Annotated in this window: 16 protein-coding genes; 9 read left to right on the forward strand and 7 right to left on the reverse strand. The window is 54.7% G+C overall.

Translation table 11 applies throughout. The features are described 5' to 3' along the window. The first annotated feature begins 131 nt into the window (after nt 1-131). The 5 genes from ENI00_RS03085 to ENI00_RS03105 all read left to right on the forward strand — a co-directional run bounded on the left by ENI00_RS03085 (nt 132) and on the right by ENI00_RS03105 (nt 6056). Complete coding sequence (locus tag ENI00_RS03085) at nt 132-818, forward strand: response regulator (RefSeq protein ID WP_304098677.1); 687 nt, start codon at nt 132-134, stop codon at nt 816-818. Continuing rightward, a complete protein-coding gene (locus ENI00_RS03090; protein ID WP_292275293.1) occupies nt 815-2146 on the forward strand; it encodes an ATP-binding protein in 1332 nt (443 codons plus the stop codon). Before ENI00_RS03085 ends, ENI00_RS03090 begins: the two co-directional genes overlap by 4 nt. Before the next feature lie 3 nt (nt 2147-2149). Next, nucleotides 2150-3607 (forward strand): apolipoprotein N-acyltransferase, encoded by a 1458-nt coding sequence (lnt, locus tag ENI00_RS03095; protein WP_304098681.1) that lies wholly within the window; start codon nt 2150-2152, stop codon nt 3605-3607. A gap of 111 nt (nt 3608-3718) precedes the next feature. Beyond that, nucleotides 3719-5380 carry a cbb3-type cytochrome c oxidase subunit I gene (locus tag ENI00_RS03100; RefSeq protein ID WP_304098683.1) on the forward strand — a complete coding sequence of 554 codons (1662 nt, stop codon included), beginning with the start codon at nt 3719-3721 and terminating at the stop codon, nt 5378-5380. Further along, nucleotides 5328-6056 carry an HAD-IC family P-type ATPase gene (locus ENI00_RS03105; RefSeq protein WP_304098686.1) on the forward strand — a complete coding sequence of 243 codons (729 nt, stop codon included), beginning with the start codon at nt 5328-5330 and terminating at the stop codon, nt 6054-6056. The genes ENI00_RS03100 and ENI00_RS03105 overlap by 53 nt, the downstream gene beginning before the upstream one ends. Before the next feature lie 23 nt (nt 6057-6079). Here the strand turns inward: ENI00_RS03105 and ENI00_RS03110 are convergent, their stop codons facing one another. Genes ENI00_RS03110 through ENI00_RS03130 form a run of 5 tightly spaced genes read right to left on the reverse strand, consistent with a single transcriptional unit; the run spans nt 6080 to nt 9871 of the window. Continuing rightward, nucleotides 6080-6517, reverse strand: a complete 438-nt coding sequence (locus ENI00_RS03110; RefSeq protein ID WP_304098689.1) for a TIGR01244 family sulfur transferase — start codon at nt 6515-6517, stop codon at nt 6080-6082. 37 nt (nt 6518-6554) lie between these two features. Next, a complete protein-coding gene (locus tag ENI00_RS03115) occupies nt 6555-6968 on the reverse strand; it encodes a DUF6691 family protein (protein ID WP_292275286.1) in 414 nt (137 codons plus the stop codon). Then, the gene (locus ENI00_RS03120; RefSeq protein ID WP_304098692.1) at nt 6965-7426 is read right to left on the reverse strand and encodes a YeeE/YedE family protein; all 462 of its coding nucleotides are present in this window, start codon (nt 7424-7426) and stop codon (nt 6965-6967) included. The genes ENI00_RS03115 and ENI00_RS03120 overlap by 4 nt, the downstream gene beginning before the upstream one ends. A 19-nt stretch (nt 7427-7445) precedes the next feature. Next, entirely contained in the window at nt 7446-9191 is a 1746-nt protein-coding gene (locus ENI00_RS03125; protein WP_304098694.1) for a SulP family inorganic anion transporter, read from the reverse strand. Beyond that, nucleotides 9179-9871, reverse strand: a complete 693-nt coding sequence (locus tag ENI00_RS03130) for an MBL fold metallo-hydrolase (RefSeq protein WP_304098695.1) — start codon at nt 9869-9871, stop codon at nt 9179-9181. Before ENI00_RS03130 ends, ENI00_RS03125 begins: the two co-directional genes overlap by 13 nt. Before the next feature lie 95 nt (nt 9872-9966). Here ENI00_RS03130 and ENI00_RS03135 point away from each other — a divergent pair, with 95 nt between their 5' ends. From ENI00_RS03135 to ENI00_RS03150, 4 genes are all read left to right on the forward strand, one after another. Continuing rightward, on the forward strand, nt 9967-11199 hold the full coding sequence (locus tag ENI00_RS03135; protein ID WP_304098697.1) for an NAD(P)/FAD-dependent oxidoreductase: 1233 nt from the start codon (nt 9967-9969) through the stop codon (nt 11197-11199). A gap of 922 nt (nt 11200-12121) precedes the next feature. Then, nucleotides 12122-13123, forward strand: coding sequence for an ABC-three component system protein (locus tag ENI00_RS03140; protein ID WP_304098700.1), 1002 nt, complete (start codon nt 12122-12124; stop codon nt 13121-13123). Then, entirely contained in the window at nt 13111-13626 is a 516-nt protein-coding gene (locus tag ENI00_RS03145; RefSeq protein WP_304098702.1) for an ABC-three component system middle component 2, read from the forward strand. The genes ENI00_RS03140 and ENI00_RS03145 overlap by 13 nt, the downstream gene beginning before the upstream one ends. Continuing rightward, nucleotides 13623-15491, forward strand: a complete 1869-nt coding sequence (locus ENI00_RS03150) for a hypothetical protein (protein WP_304098705.1) — start codon at nt 13623-13625, stop codon at nt 15489-15491. Before ENI00_RS03145 ends, ENI00_RS03150 begins: the two co-directional genes overlap by 4 nt. Before the next feature lie 189 nt (nt 15492-15680). Here ENI00_RS03150 and istB read toward each other — a convergent pair whose 3' ends face one another. Then, complete coding sequence (gene istB, locus ENI00_RS03155) at nt 15681-16421, reverse strand: IS21-like element helper ATPase IstB (protein WP_304098708.1); 741 nt, start codon at nt 16419-16421, stop codon at nt 15681-15683. Nucleotides 16422-16430: 9 nt separating this feature from the next. Further along, on the reverse strand, nt 16431-17972 hold the full coding sequence (gene istA, locus ENI00_RS03160) for an IS21 family transposase (RefSeq protein ID WP_304098710.1): 1542 nt from the start codon (nt 17970-17972) through the stop codon (nt 16431-16433). Nucleotides 17973-18062 lie beyond the last annotated feature (90 nt).

Raw genomic sequence — 18062 nt, forward strand, 5'->3', positions numbered from 1 at the left:
CAACCTCTGGGATTTGTGTGCAATGGTGGCTCATTCGAATTAAGTCAGGATTAAGAGCGTCAGAATTCGCCGAGTTCATGCCGGCTTAATCTTGGCCGGTATACTAAAGCCACATTGAACGAGGACACCTCATGCATGTATTGCTGATCGAAGACGATGAACTGGTGGGGTCGGGCATTCGCACCGGTCTTGAACTCGCGGGCTTTACGGTTGACTGGTTCACACGCGCCGCGGAAGCTCGGGAGGCGCTGGCCAATCTGGACAGCGATATCGTCGTGCTCGATCTTGGCCTGCCGGATGAAGATGGATTGACGCTGCTATGTGAATGGCGCGCGCAGGGTTTGATCGTGCCCGTACTGGTGTTGACCGCTCGTGATGCGGTCGCTGATCGGGTCGCAGGCCTAGAAGTCGGTGCTGACGACTATCTGTTGAAGCCCTTCGACCTCGATGAGTTAACGGCTCGTTTACAGGCATTGCTGCGTCGCGCGGCCGGTCGCGCACGACCGCTTATTGAGCATGGCCCCGTGTGTATCGACTCCAGTAGTCGCCGAGTTTGGCGTGATGGCCTTGAGGTTGGGCTTACGCGACGTGAATTTACGCTGCTGCAAAAACTGCTCAACGCGCGTGGTGGGATTCTCGATATCGAACAGATCAAGGACAGCCTCTACGGCCTGGATACCGAAGTGGAAAGCAACGCGGTAAACGTCCATATCTATCACCTGCGCCGCAAGCTTGGTACAGGGTTGATCCGTACCGTGCGCGGGCTGGGTTACCGGCTTGGCGACCCCGGCGACCTCGACAGCGGCGGCCCGAAATGAGCCTGCGCCGGCGACTGCTGCTCACCCTTGGACTGTCGTTTTGTGTGCTTTGGGCGCTTGCTGCTGCGTGGCTTTACAGCGATCTGCGTGGTCAGATGCGTCAGACGCTCGATCAGCGCCTGGCAGCGTCAGCGCGCATGGTGGCAGGCTTGGTAGCTCAGTTGCCAGAAGATGCTTGGACTCGGGCTGCCGAACCCATGATATCGATTCCGCAAAGCAGCGGTGTGGCCTGCCAGATAAGCTCACCAGCAGGCGAAGTGCTGATGCGCACGCACGGTGATTTCGCCGGACAGTTTGATGCGCCCGAGGCAGGATTCGTTAATCGGGAAATCGACGGCCAGCGCTGGCGAGTCTTCACCTACATCCAGAATGGGCTACGCATCACTACTGCAGACCTGCTGGCCGAGCGGGTGATGCTGCAGCGCAACATCGTTGTTGTCGCCGCGCTGCCGTTCGTGGTGGCGCTGCTGGGCAGCCTTTTGACGCTTTGGTTTGGTATTCGTCGAGGGCTTCGGCCGCTCGAACACCTTCGTAGCGAGCTCGCGCGCCGTGATCCGGAAACGCTGACCCCGGTCACTATTGTGGATGCGCCCGCCGAACTCGAGCCCGTGGTCGACACCCTTAATCGACTGCTGATGCGTACTCGCGAGGCGCTGAGGCGTGAGCAGCGTTTTACCAGTGACGCGGCGCATGAACTGCGCACACCGCTGACTGCTATCAAAACGCATGTCCAGCTGGCGTCGAGAGTGCCGGCGGATCAGATGCATGAGGCGATGTCTCGTGCCGAAGCCGGTATTGCGCGCCTGCAACGTACTCTCGATCAGTTACTGATGCTCGCGCGACTTGAGGTCGACCAGGCGGGCAATAATAGGGCTCAAGTGAACAGCACATCGATCGTAGAGACAGCGCTGGCAGATCTGGTGAGCCGTGAGCGCGTAGTTATGGTTGAGCACGACAGCGAATCCGTGGCTGTAGGAGTGCCCTATGAGTTAGCCGCGGCGGCGCTTCGTAATTTGCTTGAAAACGCCCTGAGACATACGCACGGCGACGAACCGGTAGCGCTTGAGGTGCAGGCAGGGCTTCGTGAGGTCGTATTCACGATACGTGACCGTGGCGATTGGCCGGCTGAGCAAAGCACGCACAATCTAACCCAGCGTTTCTGGCGGCATGGTCGCGGCCAGGGCGATAGACAAGGTAGCGGGCTGGGGCTGGCGATTGTGGCCACTATTACCGAACGCTACGGTGGAGCGCTGGAGTTTACAGCGCGGGACGGTGGTGGGCTATTGGCGCGCCTTTCGCTGCCGGCCAAAGATCACAATGCGCGCTAATCCATGATTTCGGTAGCCACATTTGCGTCGCGCGTGCGCAGTTCGCGTCTGGTGTCGTTTGCGCTCACAGCGGCTGTAGGTGCCGCCCTCGTGTTGGGGTTCGCGCCTTGGTCCTGGGGCGCGCTGGCACCATGGCCCATGGCAGTGCTGTTTTACCAGACCCGCAGCGAGTCGGTAAGCCAGGCATTAGCTCGCGGCTACGTTTTTGGCCTCGGGCTGTTTGGTTTCGGCATCGCATGGATCCATGTGGCCGTGCTCCAGTTCGGGGTCGGCCTTATACTGGCCGTGCCAGCCACGGTTGCGCTGGTCATGCTCATGAGTGTTTTCTGCGCCATGGCGCTCGGGTTTGCGGCGTGGATAGCACCGCCGATGTCGGGAAAACGATTCAGCCTGCTGCCCGTGGCCTGGGTGCTCGGCGAATGGCTGCGGGGTTGGCTATTTACCGGCTTTCCGTGGCTGCAGCTAGGCTATACCCAGACCGGTAGCGAACTCGCACCGTTTGTGGCGCCGATCACTGGCGTACTCGGGCTCAGCACTATCGTGGCGTTCGTTGCGGCTAGCCTGGCATTCGGTATGTCAATGCGAAAACGTCGATGGTCGATACTGTCTTTGCTGCTTTGGATAACTATCCTGCTACTGCCCTGGCCAACGCTGTCACTGTTATCGACCCGGCCGTCGGGCGATGCAATCAAGACCGTTCTAGTACAGGGCAATATACCGCAGGCCATCAAATGGCAGCCCGAGGCCCTGCAGGGTATTATTGCGCGTTATCGGCAACTCAGTGAGCCTTACTGGAACAGCGTCGACCTGATTGTCTGGCCGGAGACCGCCATCCCCGAGGTATGCCGAGACGGCTCCAGGGCACCGTTTAATGCCCTCGGGCAACGGGCGCGCGATTCCCGAGCCCAACTGGTTGCCGGAGCGCTGAGGTTACAGGGTGAGCATGTTTACAATAGTGTGTTCGATATTGGGTCAGGGGATTTCAGTGATAAGCAGCACCTCGTTCCATTCGGCGAATACGTGCCGTTCAGTCGTTGGCTGGATTCGTTGCTCCGCGAGTTGGGTATTGAGCTCTCGGATCTGACCGCGGCATCAGGCATGTCTTCGCTACCCGTCGGCGACATCGACGTCGGTGCCCCGATCTGCTACGAGATGGCGTTTGGTGCCCAGGTAGCCCAGTTTGCTGCCAACACCCAGTTGCTCATAAATATCAGCAATGATGCCTGGTTCGGCCGCACGATCGGTCTGTGGCAAAACCTGGAAATGGCGCGCATGCGGGCCATGGAAACAGGACGCCCGGTATTACGCGCGACCAACACCGGCCTGACCGCAGTGATCGGCGCTGATGGCCAGGTTCGAAAGCGTATCGCGCCGTTTTCGCCAGGCGTGCTCGTGGAGAATGTCGTTCCACGAACCGGAAAGACGCCTTATGTGCGCTGGCGCAGCGCATGGGTATTATGACTTGCGATCACGGGCTCGCGCTTCTTTGCCCTCGCAGGATTTCGGGGAGAACGCAGAGACTAGACATGATTTTTCGCTTGGGAGACACGCTCAGCGAAAGGGGAATATGCCTTGGAATTCACGATCGGGACTCTTGTCCTTGTTAGCTTTGTAGTGTCGCTGGTCGCACTCGTTGTCCTTATCTGGACGATTTCGCGCAGCGAGATGCGCTTTACCCAGGCGAATGCACACACAATTTCTGAGGCCGAGGCGCGAGGCGAGGGGCTCGATGATCCGGGTACCCGGCCCGAGCAAACCGGCTCCCCTCAAGGGCGGGATGGCGACAGTCTCGTCCCGGAAAGCAGTCGGCGCATCATCCTTTTTGTCTTCGCAACCGCAACGTTATGGCTGCTTCTTGGCAGCAGTTTTGGTTTGATAGCGTCGCTCAAACTGCATCTTCCTGACTGGCTGAATAGCGTCGCGCCGCTGACCTTTGGCCGAATGCGGACGATGCATTTGAACCTTGTGATATATGGCTGGCTGTCGCTTGGACTGATGGGTCTGGCACTGTGGCTGATCCCAACGATCTTCGCCACACGACTGCGTCTGCCGTCAGTGGCAATGGCAGGCGCGGTCCTGATGAATTTGTCGGTTGGGGCAGGGGTCTGGGCCATAGGCTCAGGCTGGACCGACGGGCTCGAATGGATCGAGATCCCTTGGCAGATTGATATTTTTATCGCCATATCGGTATTTTTGTTCGTGGTGCCGCTGCTCGTGACGGCGCGCCATCGCAATGTGCGGCATATCTACGTCACTGGCTGGTATTACCTTGGCGCGATGGTCTGGTTTCCGGTTTTGTTCATCGTAGCGAACATTCCGGGCCTGCATTCCGGCGTGCAGCAGGCGACCGTGAATTGGTGGTTCGCCCACAACGTGCTGGGTCTCTGGCTAACGCCGCTGGGGGTCGGTGCTGCCTACTATCTGCTGCCGCGCATCATCGGCAAGCCGATTTATTCCTACAGTCTTTCACTCGTCGGCTTCTGGGCACTGGCACTGTTCTACAGCCAGGTTGGCATGCATCATCTGATTGGCGGCCCGGTACCGACATGGGTTGTAACGCTTTCGGTGGTGCAGTCCATAATGATGTTTGTTCCTGTGATCGCGGTTGCCGTCAACCAGCACCCACTCTGGCTGGGCAATTTGGGTGCCTTTCGGGCCAGCATACCGCTAAGGTTTGTGGCGATAGGTGCGCTCATGTATACGGCAGCGTCAATGCAAGGGTCGATCGAAGCGTTGCGGTCCGTGAGTTCGGTCACGCATTTCACGCATTACACTGTCGGGCACGCGCATCTGGGTGCCTATGCTTTCGTGACCTTTGTGCTATTCGATGCGCTTTATTACGTGATTCCACGTCTTGTTGGACGTGTCTGGCCATTTCCGTCGTTCATCGTGGCCCATTGGTGGCTTGTAGTCGTCGGTTTCGCCATCTATTTCGCCTCGCTCACCTTCGGTGGCTGGCTGCAAGGCAAGGCAAGGCAAGGCAATGCTGGATCCAACCCGCGACTGGATAGAGAGTATGGAGCTTACTGTGCCATATCTTACGGGCCGCTCTGTCGGCGGACCGCTCATGGTACTGGGCCATTTCGCCTTCGCGTTCAACCTGATTGCGATTCTTGTGGGTCGGGGTGCCGAGCGGAAAGCTGGCGCGGGGCTGGCGCTGTGCCAAGCGGGTGGCAAGGGATTGGTTGCGACAGAATCCGAGCGGTTCGACGACGGCGTCAGGGCCACCGTTGACGACACTGAGGTGTTGGTGGGTAGTCGCGGTTTTCTTTCCTGTAATGGAGTCACACCGCCCGAAGAAGGGCAGCACGAAGCTGGTCTGACCGCCGTTCACATGGCGACCGATGGCGCATGGGTCGCGACCTTTCTCCTTGGCGATGCGCTGCGACCGGACGCAGCAGCGACCATTGCGCAGCTCCGGGCCTCCGGCCTTATGCTCGGAATGGCAAGCGGTGATGCGCCTACGCCGTGTGCGCACGTTGGTGCCGCGGCAGGACTGACACCGAGTGAGATCCACGCTGCCTGTACGCCCGAGGTCAAAGCTGAACTGGTTGGCGCAGGGCCGGGACCAACCGCTTTCGTAGGCGATGGCGTCAACGACATGCTTGCCATTGTGCGCGCCGATGTTGGCGTGGCGGCGACTGATGCATCACCGGCCACGATCGCTCTGGCCGATGTGGTTATCGCCAGAGGCGGTATGAAAGCTGTGGGCGAGGCGATAACAATCTCCCGACAGGCCCGCCGCGTGCTGCGGCAAAACCTTGTGTTTTCCGTCGCCTATAATGTCCTGGCGCTCGGTCTTGCCGTTGGTGGTACAGTGCCGCCGCTCGCGGCAGCAGGCGCGATGGCGGCAAGTTCGCTGATGGTCATCGCCAATGCCGGCCGATTGCGCGTACCGTTACAGCGCTAAATTGGCGACCCATTTGTGTGATGTTATCTGCTATTAGTCTGACTTTGATATCGCAAGAGGTCGTCCTCTAGCGCTTTTAGGCCGTAGCCAGCAGAGTCGGCTGATTTTAACAACTCGGGTATTGGTCGTACTTTAGCCTGGCTGTACGCCCAAAGGTGGGTGGCGCGCTTACCGGTGCGGCAATAGCTCAATATCGGTGTTGGAGACGACTGCAGAGCCTTAGCGAAGGTGTTAATGTCTGTTGACCCATAGTTCCCAGGCTCAACAGGGATTTCATGCCAGGCCATACCCAGCGACTCTGCTTTGTCCTTGAGAACCTGTGTGTCCGGTTGATCCTCAGTTTCGTTTCGCGGTCGAGTGGAAATAATGGTACGAAATCCCTCTTTCGCCAGTTGCTCGATATCGTCGATACCAGGTTGAGCCGATACACTGAGGCGCTCGTCGAGCTGTTTGATATCCATGAAATATCTCCTTTAATTTTTGCACGGGTAGTCAAGCCTATTGAATAAAGGGGGCACGCCTGGCGACCCACCAGCCTGCAATCATTGCCAACAGCATGGCAATAAGCGGGTATGAGGGGTTGCCGATCGAGGCGAATGCCGGCCCCGGGCAATAGCCCGACAGTCCCCAGCCAATTCCAAACAATGCGGCTCCCATAAGGAGCTTCCCGTCCAGATCATGGCGGGTTGGTAACCGGAAGCTATTGCCCCACAGTGGCTTGGTTTGACGGAGTACCACGCGATATCCGATAAACGTCGTTATTACCGCTCCGCCCAGCACGAACAGCAGCGTTGGATCCCAGGCCCCGAAGATGTCCAGAAACCCTAAAACACGTGCGGGATCCGTCATACCACCAAGCCCGAGCCCAACGCCAAAAAGTAACCCGGCGATATAGCCAAAAAATGCTTTCATGCCGCACCTCCGATCAGATGTCGGGTCAGGAAAACGACGACCATGGCTGCTAGAAGAAAGACTAATGTTGCGACCAGCGAACGCCGTGACAACCTTGCAAGCCCGCAAACGCCATGGCCACTGGTACAGCCGCTGCCCACGCCAGTGCCGATTCCTACAAGCAGTCCTGCGACTAGCATCAAAGGGACACCGCCAGATGGAGCGCCAATAACAGCCTGTGGTGAGTCGGCGACGTTGCCAGGGCCACCAACAAGCATCAATAGTAGCGGACCACTCACCAAACCAAGTAAAAACATCAATCGCCAACCCAGCTCATCACGGTTGGGTCTATCCAGAAAAAGACCGGCAAGAATGCCACTAATGCCAGCTACCCGACCAAGCGTCGCCATCAGAAAAACGGCAGACAGGCCGATGAATCCGCCTCCAATCAGGCCTTGAATATTTGCAGTCCAGTTCACTGAATCTCTCCGTATGATCTCAATCCGAGCCCTCGCGTATTTCTTCATCGAGGGCTTCCCACGCATGTTTGGCTGACAAATGAATGCGCTTATCCGCCAGCGATTTACCTAAATGCGTATGGCGCAGTCGGTCCATAACCGGGCCTTTCACTTCAGCAAAATGCATTGATACGCCGGTAGCCAAAAAATCCTGCTCAAGATGTTCGAGCATCTCCAATGCGCTGGAATCAATGTAGTTAACCGCTGACATCAACAGCACTACATCGCTAAGGTCATCATCTGTTGCTACTTTTTGCATGAGATAAGATTCTACCGCGCCGGCGTTGGCAAAATAGAGGTTCTCATCTACTCGAACAATCAAAACGGTAGGCAAGGTATCAACCTGGTGGCGGTTAATGTTACGAAAATGATCGGTACCTGGCATCCGTCCAAGTATTGCCATATGCGGCTGGCTGGTTCGCCACAGGTACAGAACCAGTGACAAGCCAATACCGATAAGCAGACCGGATTCAATGCCCAAAACGGGCACCGCCAGAGCCGTAGCAAACAGGGCTACACCATCCGCGCGATCGTAACGCCATATAGACATAGCGCCCGAAATATCAATTAGCTGGAATACTGCAACAACGATAATGGCTGCCAGCACGGCGTCAGGAAGGTAATAAAACCAGTCAGTAAAAAAAACCGCGACCACTGCGACGAGGGTAGCTGTCACTATTGCAGCAAACTGCGTGCGGGCACCTGCGTCGAAATTGACAACAGATCGGGAAAAACCGCCAGCGACCGGCATCGCGCCGCCGATTGCTGAAGCGATGTTGCTCATGCCCAAGGCTGCAAGCTCTCGGTTTGCGTCGATTTTCTGACGCCGTCGGGCAGCAAGCACCTTGGCCACTGACACGCTCTCAACATAACCCACCAAAGCGATGAGTATGGCCGATGGCAGTAAATCAACCCAGCCTTCAGCACTCAGGAAAGCAAACGCAGGTATCGGTAACCCGTTTGGGATTGCTCCAACCACAGAGAGCCCATACCCCTCTGCCTGGCTAGCACTCGCAATAACCGTCGCCCCAATCACTGTCACAAGCGGTGCCGTTCTGCTGATAATTACCGCTGATTTCTGCGCTACACCCAAAGCTACGAGTAAGCGCGCCAGTGGTTTGCGCGCGAGCAACAGCAAGGTGACTGAAATCAAACCAAACAACAATGTAGGGACATGAAGTTCATTAATGCGGTGAGAAAATGAGACGATCGTCGCAAACAAATCCCCACGCTCAAGATTGATTCCGCTCAAATGCTTAAGCTGACTGGTAATAATGAGTATGGCGGCACCACTGGTAAAACCAGATAGCACAGGATGGCTGATGAAGCTGACTAAAGCGCCCACCCTGAAAATACCCATAAGTAACAGAAGTGCGCCTGTTTCTGCCGCCAGAATCATGGCCCCTGTGAAGGCGGCTTCAGTGCTTTCGTTTCCGTAGTGTACTGACAGGGCGTTAGCCACCATTAATGCCGCGACGGCCACAGGGCCAACGGCTAAGGCACGACTACTGCCAATAAAAGCGTAAACGATGGGAGGCAAGATGGAAGCGTACAGCCCCATCTCAGGGGGTAAACCCGCAAGCATGGCATAGGCCATGCCTTGGGGGATCAACAGAATAGCTGTAATAACCCCGGCAAGTATGTCATCGGACAAATGAGCTGTTCCTGACTCCCGTATCTGTTTTACAAGCGGAATACAGGAACTAGCCACTCTTATTTTCCGCATGCGAGGTTTGCAGGCACCGCAACATCCATCATCTTGGGGTCGGGCAAATTCAAGTTATCCATAATTTGCGCGTACTCAGCCTCTGATTTGCCGGCCAAACGTGGGTTGTAATGTTTCTCCTCGTAGATGGAGGAGCACATCATTCCTTTGTAATCATGGGCTGGATACACCAGCGTATCGTCTGGTAAGCAGAACAATTTATTGACGATAGAGTCGTAACTCTTACGCGGATCACCACCTTGAAAGTCAGTCCGGCCACTGCCTCTAATCAATAACACGTCGCCTGTGAACGCGGCCTGTTGGCTGCCTTGAGTCCAATAAAAACTAAAGGATTCGTCCGTATGGCCCGGAGTGTATATGGCCTCTAATCGAATGCCATCAATGTCCATTCGATCGCCTTCCGAGACATGCTCTGAAACGCATTCTGCATTGGTAAACTCACCCATGATGGTGACGCACTTGGTGGCATCACGCAGGTCACCCAGGGCCGTGACATGGTCAGCATGGGTGTGCGTATCAATCGCCCGTACTAACTTGAGATCAAGCTGGTCGATTATGCCAAGGTAAGCCTTCGTTGACTCCTTTACGGGATCGATGATCACTGCTTCCCGCCCCCGGCCAGACGCAATGAGATAGGTATAGGTGCTGGATGTTTTGTCGAAGAACTGTCGGAAAATCATAAAATCCTCCTTGCGCCACTGATAAAGTGTTCTAAGCTAGTAACTGAATGTAATAAGAAGATAGATAACTGTCAACCTTATAAGGAGCGCATCCCGTGTCTGACCAGAACTTCTCGCAAAGTCATGTGATTGTTATCGTCGGTGGTGGCGCAGCCGGGCTCTCGGTTGCAGCCGGATTGCTGCGTAAGTCAGGTGATATTGATGTCGCCATCATTGAGCCGAGCAGTGATCACTATTATCAACCGGGCTGGACCTTAGTGGGTGGCGGGGCGATGTCTGCTGAGGAAACCCACCGGCGGGAACAAGAATACATGCCTGATAAAGCCACCTGGATAAAGGATGCTGTGGTATCTTTTCAGCCTGACGCCAACCAGGTCACTTTGGCGTCAGGGAAAACGGTAAATTACAAATACCTGGTCGTTGCCGCAGGGCTGCAACTGGACTGGGACTCGGTTTCCGGGCTTGTAGACACCTTGGGCTTTAATGGTGTTACGTCCAACTATCGCTTTGATCTTGCGCCTTATACTTGGCGTTTGACACAAGAGTTTTCCGGTAAGAAGGCGCTGTTTACACAACCGGCCATGCCAATCAAATGCGCGGGTGCGCCGCAAAAAGCCATGTATCTCAGCGCTGATCATTGGCGAAAAAGCAAACAGCCTGCTGATGTGCACTTTTACAGCCAGGGAGGTGCAATGTTCGGGGTGCCTGCCTATGCCGAAGCGTTAGACAAGGTGGTCTTGGAATACGGGATCCACACGCATTTTGGTCATAACTTGGTTGCCGTCGATGGCCCTGCGAGAAAGGCTTGGTTTGACACCGAAGAAGGTAAAATAGAAACAGATTTCGACATGCTCCACGTGGTTCCGCCACAATCAGCACCGGATTTTATTAAACACAGCCCGCTTTCCGGTGATGCCGGGTGGGTCACGGTTGATAAGCATTCCCTGCGCCATTCAGTGCATGCAAATGTGTATGGATTGGGCGATTGCACTAATACGCCAAATGCAAAAACACTGGCTGCCGTGCGTCGTCAGTTTCCTGTTGTGGTTGTTAATTTGCTGCGTGACTTGGGAAACGATGAAAATAAAAAATTTTATGATGGTTATGGTGCATGTCCGCTAACCACGTCGCTTGGCGAAGTGATGCTGGCGGAATTTCGTTACGACGGTGAAATTGTTCCCAGCTTTCCTTTGGACCCGAGAGTGCCGCGACGCATGAACTGGCATTTGAAACGCCGCTTTTTCCCATGGCTATACTGGAGCGTAATGCTCTCGGGCAAAGACTGGAACAAGCCCACGCCGAAACCTCGTCCTGACCTATTGCGTTGATCTATTGCTGTTTGCGAACAGTATGACTAAAAGCGCGCTTCACCGAAGTGGGGCAAGTTGTAGTGGTTCAATGGTTTCGGACAGCCATATCACCGATCGAATAATGGCGACGGGCGAGCGAATGATATTGAGAGTTTTTCCCTCAATATTTTCTATTGGGACTCCAAAACGACTTTCGATTCGAAGAGGTCTGGCAGGCGAGCCTTATCTTGAGAACATCCCGCTCCATTTCAACTTTAGCTATAGCGAGAGTCTCCTCGCAATAGCATTGTCCACCACTCCTGTCGGTGTTGATGTTGAAAGGATAAGTGCCTCAACCGAGGTGTCTGTCATCGCCGGGACGGCCTTTGCTTCGGATGAGGTGGCTTGGCTTTGAGTCTATGGGCGATATGCGTCGTGTAAGAAAGTTCACGGAATTGTGGAGTCTCAAGGAAGCTCGCCTGAAACGGCTAGGAGTTGGCATAGCAGGCCCAGGCCGATTAACACGGTTCAAGTGTGTTCGTTCTGGAAGGCGATTTATTTTGGAGAGCGAAGATCCTCCGGCTAACTATTTCCCCCTGATGTGTGCTATGCGTACTCTTGCGATTTCTGCTACTTGTTTGCATCCTCCACGCCTGCACAGCCTTCTTCTGACTAGCGTGGCAAATAAGCCGAATTTGATTCGGACACAGCTGATTCAGCCATGGCGTCGACACCCGGTTCGTTATAATTCCTCTGATGTTGCTGCCCTGAGCAAGGCGCCTGAGGATCAAAAAAACAATATGCCTGAATAGCATTCAAAATTACTAATGTCGGCTAGGATTTGGCATATTACCTCAGGTAAACACAGTGGCTAGGGTAAGGCGGCGATAATAAACACCAATGGCATTGGCCCACATTGGAATGTGCCAGCCGAATTTGGGGACTACTAAGGGGGCAGTCGTTGCGCATCAATCACGCTATTCTTATCCGCGCGCTTCCGCCAGATCGCTTGGAGGACTTCGTCAATGATTGGCTGGCCCAGCGCTGCAAAGAATACCACAGCCACGAACTTTGGCGCGGCACAGGTGACATGGGACGCGATGTCACGGGCTACGTGACAAATAAGCGTATGGAAGGTTCGTGGGATAACTTCCAATGTAAGCAGCTCAGCAAGTCACTTTCCGAAAGCTCGGCGTTTATTGAGCTTGGCAAGATATTTATGCACTCCTCTGCCGGTGAGTACTCATTGCCACGCTCCTACACTTTTGTCGCACCACGAGGTGTTGCTAGGGCTGTGCAGCAGTTTATCGCTCATCCTGAGCGCTTTAGAGCCGCCTTTCTCGAACGTTGGAATTCTGATATCGCGGGAAAACTAGTGGAAAAGCAAAGTATACCGCTTAGCCCCGAGATTGAAGCCGCGATTAAAGCATTTGATTTCACCCAGATGCATTGGCTTGATGCAGCGCGGCTTGTCGACGATCCTGCGTGCAAGCCAGCGCTGGTTAAATGGTTTGACGAAGACCCAGGCCCCTCTCCACGAGGAGTCGTTCCAGATCAGATAGGTGTCAGTGAGTCTTCGTACATCGGTCAACTGCTTAAACTATACGAAGAAAAAGGTCCGGGGACGTTCCCAGATGCAACATCAGCATTGGCCAGTCCGGAGTTTGCTACACACCTGCGTGACCAACGTACTCGTTTCTTTGACTCGGTGGCATTTGATAGATTTTATAGAGACTCTACCCCTGAAGATTACTTGTTCAACTTTAAGGATGAAATCTACCACGGTGTGGTCGAAATTCATGATGATGATCATGCAAGTGGTCTGGCGAAGCTGCGCCAAGTGATGCAGCAAGCAGCCATCTTGCAACCATCCGGCATACTGGGAAAGCATGCAGGCCCTCAAGTCAAACAAGGGACCTGCCACCAGTTCGCAAATGACGGACGTTTACCGTGGCATCGTTAGAGGACAGAATATTGGACAAACATCCGTTCAATAGCACCCTTGAAACCGGTATTCGGGCCTTGGTAGTACTTGAGGCTTTTTATCCGCGTCATTGCGATTTAATGGAAATGACGTGGTTTGATCATTTGATAGTACATACAGGCGATATTGATGGGCAGAACGTACCGGAAAGTCTCCATCCCGATCTACCTAATCGTACCGGCGAACTCCTTGTTCGTCGCCAGTTGGTAGAAAGAAGCCTGCGTATGATGCAGAAAATGCACCTTGTCGACGTCTTTGAGACAGAGTCTGGAATAGAATTTTGCGCCAGTGAGGAAGCTCCAAGTTACGTGGAGCTTTTGCAGGCGCCTTATTCTCTCGCGCTCAAGGAGCGAGCTAGATGGATGGCGAATCGCTTTGCTCAACAGGAGAGCGTTGAAATCCGTAAGCTCATTGAAGGCCAGATTGGGCGCTGGACTACGGAATTCACGATTGATGACACATCTTCGGGGCGATCAGTATGAATGGTATCCGGCTGCGCCATCTCGTCTTCACTGGCCCTAGCATTGAGCCTGCGGAACTTGGGTTTGATGAGGGGCTCAATATTATCTATGGCGCCTCGAATACAGGTAAATCCTTCGCTTCGAAGGCTATTCTGTTCATGCTTGGTGTTTCCAAGAGTTTGCCCAAAATTGAAGAAATTGCTGATTATGACTCAGTTTGGCTGGGGCTGACACTTCCAGATAATCGGGATGTTACTCTATACCGTGCCACACAGGGCGGCCATTTCAAGCTCTATAAGGGGCTGCTCAAGAAGTTAGGCGTAAAAGAGGGTTTGGTGTTGCGTCAGCAGCACGATTCGAAGCGTACTGATACCGTTTCGCACTTCTTGCTCAATTCGATAGGGGTTGCTGGAAAAACGGTGGTTCGCGACGGTAACTGCAAGAAGGACACCTTGTCCATTTACTTTTTATCGCCCTACTTAGTGGTGTCCGAGCAGGATATTATTGCCGAGAAGAGCCCTGTCTTTACCTCGGGTTCGCCTTCTCAGCGTACCTTTGAGCAGAATTTGTTCAAATTTTTGCTTACAGGTGTTGACGATGCCGCTGCAGTAACAGTTCCGAAGCCCTCCGAACGCAAGGTGGCCAAAGCTGCGAAGATTGAACTAGTGGAGGAGCTGACTGCCCAGATCGATGCGGAACTCGGCGAGAATCCGCCAGATAAAAGGGAAAGCGAAGAGCAGCTTGGGCAACTGGAGCGAAGTGCAAGGGACCTTGCCTCTCGGCTCAAGGAAGCCCAAGAAAAACTTGATGCTCTTGTAGGCGAAAGGCGAAAAACCGTAGAGCGCCGCCGCGAGTTATTAGAAAGGGCGGGTGAGCTTGATCTAACGATTGAACGTTTCTTTAAACTACAGGCTGTCTACAGTTCGGACCTTCAGCGCCTGCAGTCAATTGAGGAGGGAGGGTTCGTGCTTGTGGCGATGACCGACATGGATTGTCCAGTTTGTGGTGCTCCGCCTGACGCCCAAAAGCATAATCATGCTGCAGAAGAAGTTGCGATGGCGCATAGAGCGGCTGCCGCTGAGGCCCGCAAGATCGAGCGTGAACAACGTGAGCTGACCCAAACTGTAGCCTCCCTAGAGGCAGAAGCAGTAGGACTGCGCCGGACCGTTGATTTGGAGAAAAACGAGATTGACAGACTCGATGGCGAGATTGAAAAGGCGCGCCCACATGAAACTTCTTTGCGAGAAAGTTACGAAGTCTATGTATCGAAGCGATCCGAGATAGTAGATGTTCTCGACCTTTATAAGCGCCGCTCCAATCTATCGACCCGGAAAGCTGAAATCAACGCAGAACCAACCCGACGTAGTAAAGGCGATGCACCACCAGTCGGCCCAGATTCGACTACATTGTTCCAGTTTGGAGAGACAGTGAAGTCTGTGCTAACAGAATGGCGCTTTCCTGATGCAGACAAGGTTCAGTTTGACGCGGAAGCTATGGATATTACCGTTGCTGGGAAACTCCGTGCCGCCAACGGCAAAGGTGTTAGGGCGATTCTCCATGCTGCTTTTAATGTAGCCATTGTTGTTTTCTGTATCGAAAATAATCTCCCATACCCTGGTTTCCTCGTTCTTGACACTCCGTTGCTCACTTATCGTGAGCCGATGACATCGCGCTATGGTGAGTTATCGGATGATGAAAAGATTCTAAAGAAAACAGATCTTGCTGAACATTTCTACAAACACCTAGCTAGCTTGAAGGACAAGGTGCAGTTCATCGTGATCGAAAACTCTGATCCGCCCACTGCTATCCGGGATGTCGCTCGCATTGAGACCTTCAGTGGCCTCGAAGGCAATGGCCGGTTTGGTTTGTTACCAAGACATATGTGATTGGGCTCGAAGTTTGAAAACAATTTCGTATTGAGTCTTGAGTGTGCATGGGGTACCGCGAAGCGGGGCAAAGGGTTAGCTTGCTGCCAGTGCATATTCCGGCGAACGTGAACGCCCATTCTGGCTGAACGTGAACACCTTTTTTCTTAACGCATCACCCACCGAGGTTTGTACCCCGGGTGTTCACGTTCAGTCAATTTCCTGAAGTCGTTTTCTCATTGATTCTCCTTTCAGAGCCCAGCGATGGGCGTTGTGCATGAGCCTGTCCAGGATGGCATCCGCCAGGGTGTTGTCACCGATGGCGGCATACCACTGATCGGTGGGCAGTTGGCTGATGATCACGGTCGAGTGAGTGCCGTGCCGGTCATCCATGATCTCCATCAGGTCATTCCGGTGTGCCGGTTTCAGGGCTTCCAGGCCCCAGTCGTCCAGTATCAGCAGCTTTACCTTGGCCAACTGACTAAGGGTTTTCTGGTAGGTGCCGTCGGCTTTGGCCTGAGTCAGTTCCAGCAGTAAGCGGGAGATTCGGTAATACCGGGCGCTGAAGCCATTCAGACAGGCCTGATGCCCCACCGCGCAGCCCAGGTAAGTTTTGCCACTGCCACAGGGGCCGGTGATCAGCAGATTCTGACCACGCTCCAGCCAGTCGACCTGGGCCAACTGCGCCACCTGTGCTTTCTTGAGATTGCGCGGATGCTGGTAGTCGATGTCCTGGATCGAGGCCCGGAGTTTGAAGCGGGCCTGGCGAACCAGGCGACCCTGTTTCCGGTGTTCCCGGCTCTGGAACTCCCGGTCGAGTAACAACTCCAGGCGTTCGGTGAACGACAGCTCATCATAGGTGCCCGGCTGGTTTTGTTGATGTTCCAGAGCGGCGGCCATGCCGCCGAGCTTCAGGTCTCTCAGTCGTGTCAGGGTCTGTAAGGTGCTCATAGTGGTGTCCTAGTGGAAGCTCTTCGGGCCACGGATGTTCTCGTGGTGCTGGGGCAGTTCTGTGTGCAAGGGCAGTTGTTCTGGCAGCTTGTCGCGGTTGCTCCGGAGAATGGCCTTGATGTGTTTCAGTCGGTCCAGGCCTTCGCGGTTGGCAATACGGCAACTGGCATTCAGGCGCTCACTGGGATACTCCTTGCTCAGATTGAGCAACCCGAGACAGACCCGGTAGGCCTGTTCCGGGTGCTCCCGCTCCTCCAGCCGATCACTAATCCAGATCAGCGTGTCGGGCCCAATGTCCCGGGCCCAGTTCTTAAGCCGTCCAGGCGTCCACTGCTGTTGTTTTTGATGACGGGTGGGCATGTGCCCTGACTCGGTAGTGATGCCGTACTGATGGCTGCGTGGGTGGCTGGCGATCTGCCGCTGCCGGAAGTAGATCTGTACCAGTCGCTCACTGGCATGGATGTCTACCTGCTCTCCAACGTACTGGTGCGGCACCGAGTAATGATGCTGACTGAACTCAATGTGGTAATCGATGTTGACCCGGCAACGCCGGATCTCGATGTATTCATAGGGGTGTTTGGGCAGTGCCCTCAAGGCTGGCTGATCGAGCGTCTTGAAGGCCTCCTGCCGGTTGCCCGGCAGCCGCCGGAACGGCCGGCTGTTCAGGTCTTCCAGCAGGGACCGGATGCACTGATTCAGGTCGGCCAGGGCGAAGAAGGTGTGGTGGCGCAACCGCGCCAGGATCCAGCGTTCAACGATCTGTACGCCCACTTCCGCTTTGGATTTATCCTTGGGCTTGTAGGGCCGTGCTGGTAGCACCGCGACCTGATAGTGCGCTGCCAGTTGCTGGTAGCTGGGGTTCAGGTCCGGATCGTACCGACAGGCTTTGCTGACACCGCTACGGAGGTTATCGGGGATTGCCATTTCCGGAACACCGCCGAAGTATTCGAAGGTGCGCACGTGACTCATTAGCCAGTCCTGCAACCCCTGGCTCCAGGTGGCTTCGGCGTAGGTGTAATTGGAGGCCCCCAGCACGGCAACAAACACTTGGGCCGTGCGGATTTCACCGGTTTGCGGATTAATGATCGGTACGGTGGGGCCACAGTAGTCAATGAAGCACTTTTCACCGGCCTTGTGGATCTGGCGCATGGAACGCTTTTGCTGCTTTTGCCAGTGCCGGAAGCGGTCACAGTATTGGGAGTAGCTGTAACACCGGTTGGGATACTGGGCGGTGTATTCCTCCCACAGCAACTGCTTGGTCACACCTTTGCGTTTGAGTTCCTGATGGACGGTCGCCCAGTCCGGTACCTGATAGCGGGCGGACGAGGTGGGATCGGAGCCGGGATAGAACATGGCTGCCAGGCGGTCATCGTCCAGGTCCTCTGGCAATGGCCAGGTAATCTCCAAGGAATCGGCCCGGGCCAGAAGCTTCTGGATGGCTCCCACACTGGTCTTGGTGCTGGCGCTGATTTGCCGGATCGAGAGCCCGGCTTCCAGCCTCAAGCGAAGCAATTCTCTGATTTTGCGCATTGGAATTCTCTTTGCTGCCATGACCCTGGTCCCCAAAAAAAGGAACCAGAGTAGCAAACGGTTGAATATACAATGCGTTAAGAGGGATTCTGGTTGAACGTGAACACCGAT

The sequence above is a fragment of the Marinobacter antarcticus genome, assembly GCF_011049865.1.
In the GTDB taxonomy this organism is placed as follows: domain Bacteria; phylum Pseudomonadota; class Gammaproteobacteria; order Pseudomonadales; family Oleiphilaceae; genus Marinobacter; species Marinobacter antarcticus_A.